Source organism: Geomonas sp., assembly GCF_035254065.1.
Lineage (GTDB): Bacteria > Desulfobacterota > Desulfuromonadia > Geobacterales > Geobacteraceae > Geomonas.
The window spans coordinates 1-6243 of the sequence record NZ_DATFBA010000253.1 but is presented as its reverse complement, the minus strand read 5'-3'; the positions used below and the strand labels follow the sequence as shown (position 1 = coordinate 6243).

Below are 6243 nucleotides of genomic sequence, written 5' to 3'. Positions count from 1 at the left end.
ACTTCACCGCGGCGATCAAGATCCACCCGGAAGTGACCGCCACCCTGAAGATCTCCGTCACCAAGGCGTAAGCAGCCTGCGGCCAGCGCCGCACCGGTTGGAGCATGTACAAAGAAGGGCCACACTCGATGAGTGTGGCCCTTTTTCGTTGCTGGAGTTCTCTCTTTGCCGGCATCCGGGAACTGCCAGTGCCTAGATGAGCAGTCTCTGCGGCAGCCACCAAGTTACCAGGTCTCCCTGGGGCCGTTATTGGTCCGTTTGCACATTGGCAGAGGAAGAGTCTCTTGCTCCTCACAGCGAAATTAAGGGCAGGCGGCTTGCACCATGTCAGGAGTGGGATATGCTGTGTCTGATTTTGATTTGAAAATAATAATTTTTGTGTGTCCGCCTGTCATTGCAGTGACTGTTTTTGGCGCAATGATTCAGCGGGCACCGGGAGGAGTGATGAGTAAAAAGGTCGGCGTGCTGTTCGTGCACGGCATTGGCTCAATACAGGATGACTTCGCCCACGACGCCATTCAGCAACTGCGGGAAAGGATCGCCGGACGTGGCCTGAATCATGACGAGGTGGCCTGGCAAACGGTCTACTGGGCCCCAGCTCTGGCTCCACAGGAGAGCCGGGTATGGGGGGACCTGTCTGCGGATCATGACCTCAACTGGGCGAAGCTGCGCAAGTTCTTCATCAACGCCTTCGGCAGCACCTCTTCCTACAGCGCCTCTCACGCCCGGCCGGGCAGTTGCTACCACACGATTCACGACAGGGTTCATGAGGCGATACGGGAGTTGAGGGGAAAGCTTGGGGGGGAGGACAAGCCGCTGGTGGTGATGGCCCATTCGCTGGGGTCGGTGATCATGTCCAATTACATCTGGGACCGCCAGAAGGGGCGCGACCAGGAGCGTTACGGGGTGACCCCCTTCGAGCGGATGGAAACCCTGGCGGGTCTGGTCACGCTGGGGAGCACCATCCCGCTGGTGAACCTCTCCGTGAATCCGGTCACCGCCATCGAGTTTCCGCCTGTCGGGTTGCCGGAAAAGGTGAGGAAAAAGGCCAAGTGGCTGAACCTCTATGACTCCGACGACGTGCTCAGCTGGCCCTTGAAGCCGCTCAGTCAAAGCTACGCCGACGCGGTCAGCGAGGACATGGAAGTCAGCGTCGGCAACATCCTCACCTCCTGGAATCCCGTCAACCACGTGGCCTACTGGACCGACGACAGCGTGATCAAGCCGACGGCCTACCTGGTCTCCTCTTTGTTGGAGGCGTGCGAAGGGTGAAACATCTGAGGGATAGGTAAGATTCCCAGTAACAGAAAAGGCGCCCGAAAGGGCGCCTTTTCTGTATCCGGCGGATAACTGCGGTGGTGGTTACACGATCCTCTTCATGCCGGTCATGGCGGCGCGCAGCTCGGCGCCCACTTCCTCGACCAGGTGGCTGCGGATGGCGGCGTTCACCGAGACCAGCAGGGTGTTGTCCACGCTGTTGTCTTTCAGGTCGAGACCTTTGCCGATCACGTCGGTGTCGATCTTCTTCATGAAGTCCTTCAGCAGGGGGACGCAGGCATGCGAGAAGAGGTAGCAGCCGTACTCGGCGGTGTCGGAGATGATGCGGTTCATCTCGTACAGCTTCTTCCTGGCGATGGTGTTGGCGATCAGCGGGGTCTCGTGCAGCGACTCGTAGTACGCCGACTCCGGCTCGATGCCGGTCTCCACCATGGTCTCGAAGGCGAGCTCGACGCCGGCCTTCACCATGGCGACCATCAGGATACCCTTGTCGAAGAACTCCTGCTCGGTGATCTCGCCGGCTGCCTCGGTCTGCTCGAAGGCGGTCTTGCCGGTCTCTTCACGCCAGGTGAGGAGTTTCACGTCGTCGTTGGCCCAGTCCTTCATCATGGTGCTGGAGAATTCGCCGCTCATGATGTCGTCCATGTGCTTCTGGAACAGCGGACGCATGATCTCTTTGAGCTCCTCGGTGAGCTTGAAGGCCACCAGCTTGGCCGGGTTGGAGAGACGGTCCATCATGTTGGTGACGCCGCCGTGCTTGAGGGCCTCGGTGACGGTCTCCCAGCCGAACTGCAGCAGCTTCACCGCGTAGGGTGCGGCGATACCCTGCTCCACCATCTTGTCGAAGCAGAGGAGGCTGCCGGCCTGCAGCATGCCGCAGAGGATGGTCTGCTCGCCCATCAGGTCGGACTTCACCTCGGCCACGAAGGAGGATTCCAGCACGCCGGCGCGGTCGCCGCCCTGGGCGGAAGCGATGGCCTTGGCGATTTCCAGGCCGTCGCCTTTGGGGTCGTTCTCGCGGTGCACGGCGATCAGGGTCGGCACGCCGAAGCCGCGCTTGTACTCGTTGCGGACCTCGGAGCCCGGGCACTTGGGGGCGACCATGATGACGGTGAGGTCCTTGCGGATCTGGGTCCCTTCCTCGACGATGTTGAAGCCGTGCGCATAGCTGAAGACGGCGCCCTGCTTCATGAACGGGATGACGGTCTCCACCACCTTGCTGTGCTGCTTGTCCGGGGCGAGGTTCATGACGATGTCGGCGGTGGGAAGGAGCTCCTCGTAGGTGCCGACCTTGAAGCCGTTGTCGGTGGCGTTTTTCCAGGACTGGCGCTTCTCGGCGATGGCTTCCTTTCTGAGGGTGTAGGAGACGTCGAGACCGCTGTCACGCATGTTGAGGCCCTGGTTGAGCCCCTGCGCGCCGCAGCCGACGATCACGATCTTCTTCCCTTTGACGTACTCGCAGCCTTTAGCGAACTCGGAGGACTCCATGAAGCGGCAGGTGCCCAGTTCCTGCAGCTGGATGCGCAGCGGCAGGGTGTTGAAGTAGTTCTGTCCCATCGTTATTCTCCTTCCTTCCGGGTGTGGTTATAGATCAGTTAGCGTGCAGACCTTACTCCAAAATTCACATTGCGTAAATTGAATTATTGTGCATATTGTATTGCGCGTTGTGCAACCTTCTCCGCCATCCGCGTTGGGTTTGGCTCCTCCTCCCGAAGGGGGGAGGTTGGGAGGGGGGAGCACTGCCGCAAATTGCGGGGGATGTCCCGTAATTTGCGGCTGTCCGCGCCCCGAATCGCGGTGGGGCTTGCCGGTTCAACTGGTGGCTCCCCCTCCCTGGCCCTCCCCCTTCGGGAGAGGGGATGTTTGGGGGAGGCGAGGGAAGGGGGAAAGGGTAAAGATTCCGTAGAGAGGTAGGATGACATATGGATATTCGCGAGCTGGAGATCTTTTTGACGGTGGCGGAGCAGCTTCACTTCGGGCGGGCCAGCCAGGCCTGCAACCTGAGCCCCTCGGCGCTCACCCGGACCATCCAGCGGATGGAGGAGAAGCTCGAACAGCCGCTTTTTTTGCGGGATAACCGGAAGGTGATTCTGTCGCCCGCCGGAGAGCGCCTGAAGAGCTACGCCCGGCTCTGCATCGAGGAGTGGAACAGCTTCCGCTCCTCCATCAAGAATGACCAGGCCATCGCGGGCACGCTCTCCATCTACGCCTCCATCACCGCGGTCTACAGCCTGTTGCCCCAGCTGCTGGAATCGTTTCGGGCGGGTTATCCCGAGGTCCAGCTGGAGCTGCGCACCGGCGCCGCCGAGCAGGCGATCGCCCAGGTGCAAAGCGGCGAGATCGACCTGGCGGTGGCGGCTCTCCCGGACCGCCAGCGCTCAGCCATCGAATTTCTCCCCATGGTCACCATTCCGCTCATCTTCATCGCTCCCAAGCTGCAGGGGACGGTTGCCGCTCCGCTCAAAGGCGGACGTCTTGACCTATCCCGCGCGCCGCTGGTCCTCCCGCAGACCGGTCTCTCCCGGCGCAGGCTCGACCACTGGCTGAAGGAGCACCGCATCACCCCCAACATCACCTCGGAGGTTTCCGGAAACGAGGCGATCATCGCCATGGTGAGGCTGGGGTGCGGGGTGGGAGTCGTTCCGGAGCTCGTCTGGGAGCGGAGCCCGTTTAGGGACGAGGTGGCGGTGGTGGACAAGGCGCCCAGGCTCGATCCCTACGTGGTTGGCCTCGCCTGCAGCAAGAGGAACCTGCAGCGGCCCGGGGTCCGGGCGTTCTGGGAGCTGGCGGAGGGGCAGCTGAGTGGAAGACCATAGCTCCTCCTCCCGAAGGGGGGAGGCTGGGTGGGGGGAGTTCCGTCCCGCAACGGGGGGAGTGTAGGACGGTGGGGCGGGAGGGATGTCCCCGCATCACGAGCAGTCTTGCCGGGTCAACCGGTGGTTCCCCCTCCCTGACCCTCCCCCTTCGGGAGAGGGGATGTTTGACGGGTGGATCAGGGGGGCTGGATCGGGGTGAAAGGTGACCTGACAGCCAAATGCCCCTTGCCATCCGGCCAATGCTGTGATATATACGTTTGCTGCTTAAAATTCGCACGCCACCTTCTTTTCTGCCGGTGGTGCCTGCTTCGGCAGGTTCCGGCAGTATCGATGGCGGAGGCAAAAAACCAAAGGAGAAGCACATGTCGAACATCACCATGAAAGAACTGCTGGAAGCGGGTGTCCACTTCGGTCACCAGACCAAGAGATGGAACCCGAAAATGAAGCCGTACATCTTCGGCGCACGTAACGGTATCTACATCATCGACCTGCAGAAGACCGTCCGTCTCTTCAAAAACGCCTACAGCTTCGTCACCGAGGCTGCCCAGAACGGCGAGACCTTCCTCTTCGTCGGTACCAAGAAGCAGGCCCAGGACTCCGTGGCGGAAGAGGCACAGCGCTGCGGGATGTTCTACGTCAACGAGCGTTGGCTGGGCGGCATGCTCACCAACTTCGCCACCGTCAAGCAGAGCATCGACCGCCTCAAGCGCCTCGACGCCATGCAGGCCGACGGCACCATCGAAGCCTACACCAAGAAAGAGCAGCTGAAACTCGGCAAAGAGCGTGAGAAGCTGGAGAAAACCCTGGGCGGCATCAAGGGGATGGGCAAGGTCCCGGGCGCGCTGTTCGTGGTCGACCCCAAAAACGAAGAGATCGCCGTCAGCGAAGCCAAGAAGCTGGGCATCCCGGTGGTCGCCATCGTCGACACCAACTGCGATCCGGATGACATCAACTACGTCATCCCGGGCAACGACGACGCCATCCGCGCCATCCGCCTGCTGACCAGCAAGATGGCTGACGCCATCCTGGAAGGCTCCCAGGCCCGCAACGCCCGCCTGCAGACCGGCGCCGAGGAAGAGGTCGTCGAGACCGGCGACGTCGTGGAAGAGGCACCCGCCGAGGCGTAATCAACCCGTAACGAGCAAAGCATCAAACACCATAAACTAGAGACGCCGGCGCCAGCGCGCGCCGGCGACTGTGGAGGATAATGTGAGCATTACAGCGGCACAGGTTAACGAACTGAGGAAAGTAACCGGCGCAGGCCTCATGGACTGCAAAAAAGCGCTGACCGAGACCGGCGGCGATCACGAGAAGGCTATCGACTACCTGCGCACCAAGGGCCTGGCAGCCGCCTCCAAAAAGGCTGGCCGCGCGGCTACCGAGGGCCTGGTCGGCTCCTACATCCACGCCGGCGGCAAGATCGGCGTGCTGGTGGAAGTGAACTGCGAGACCGACTTCGTTGCCAAGAACGAAGGGTTCCAGAACTTCGTGAAGGACATCGCTATGCACATCGCGGCTGCCAGCCCGCTGTACGTGCGTCGTGAGGAAGTTCCCGAGGAGCTGCTCGAGCGCGAGAAGGCCATCTACCGTGAGAAGGCCAAAGAGAGCGGCAAGCCGGCCCAGATCATCGAGAAGATCATCGAAGGCCAGATCAACAAGTTCTACGGCGACATCTGCCTGCTCGAGCAGGCCTACGTGAAGGACCCGGACAAGACCGTCCAGGTCTACCTGAACGAGACCATCGCCACCATCGGCGAGAACATGAGCGTCAGGCGTTTCGCCAAGTTCGTGCTTGGTGAAGGGCTGGCCAAGAAAGAAAGCGATTTCGCGGCCGAGGTTGCCGCGGCCGCCGGCGTTTAGAGCGTCCCAAGAGAGCCGGCCATGCAAATGGGCGGCTCTTTTTTTACCTGCAAGCAGTGAAGGGCCAACTGAATCACGGTGAAGGGTGAAACGTGAAAGGTGAAAAAGGTAGCGATAATTCCCACCTTTCACCTTTCGCCCTTCACCTTTCACGCATTTACACAAGGTGACAACATGGCAGAACCGTTTTACAAAAGAGTGCTCCTGAAGCTTTCCGGCGAGGCCCTCGGCGGTGACCAGGGGTATGGCATCGATCCCAAGACCATCACCGCCATCGCTCACGAGGTGA

5 protein-coding genes and 1 pseudogene are annotated in these 6243 nt (G+C 60.9%); 5 read left to right on the top strand and 1 reads right to left on the bottom strand.

From position 1 onward, the window contains the following. Positions 1 to 444: 444 nt before the first annotated feature. Entirely contained in the window at positions 445 to 1272 is an 828-nt protein-coding gene (locus tag VJ604_RS11750; RefSeq protein WP_324082684.1) for a hypothetical protein, read from the top strand. 90 nt (positions 1273 to 1362) lie between these two features. On the opposite strand, the gene ilvC is transcribed toward VJ604_RS11750, so the two are convergent. Then, positions 1363 to 2835 (bottom strand): ketol-acid reductoisomerase, encoded by a 1473-nt coding sequence (gene ilvC / locus VJ604_RS11745; RefSeq protein WP_324082682.1) that lies wholly within the window; start codon positions 2833 to 2835, stop codon positions 1363 to 1365. A 365-nt stretch (positions 2836 to 3200) separates the two neighbouring features. Between ilvC and ilvY the strand changes: the two genes are divergently transcribed. The 4 genes and pseudogenes from ilvY to pyrH form a co-directional block, all read left to right on the top strand. Further along, on the top strand, positions 3201 to 4094 hold the full coding sequence (ilvY, locus tag VJ604_RS11740; RefSeq protein WP_324082679.1) for an HTH-type transcriptional activator IlvY: 894 nt from the start codon (positions 3201 to 3203) through the stop codon (positions 4092 to 4094). 362 nt (positions 4095 to 4456) lie between these two features. Next, positions 4457 to 5221, top strand: a complete 765-nt coding sequence (rpsB, locus tag VJ604_RS11735; protein WP_324082677.1) for a 30S ribosomal protein S2 — start codon at positions 4457 to 4459, stop codon at positions 5219 to 5221. 82 nt (positions 5222 to 5303) lie between these two features. Then, positions 5304 to 5954 carry a translation elongation factor Ts gene (gene tsf / locus VJ604_RS11730; RefSeq protein ID WP_324082675.1) on the top strand — a complete coding sequence of 217 codons (651 nt, stop codon included), beginning with the start codon at positions 5304 to 5306 and terminating at the stop codon, positions 5952 to 5954. 174 nt (positions 5955 to 6128) lie between these two features. Continuing rightward, positions 6129 to 6243: pseudogene (gene pyrH / locus VJ604_RS11725) on the top strand (UMP kinase); the annotation flags it as partial.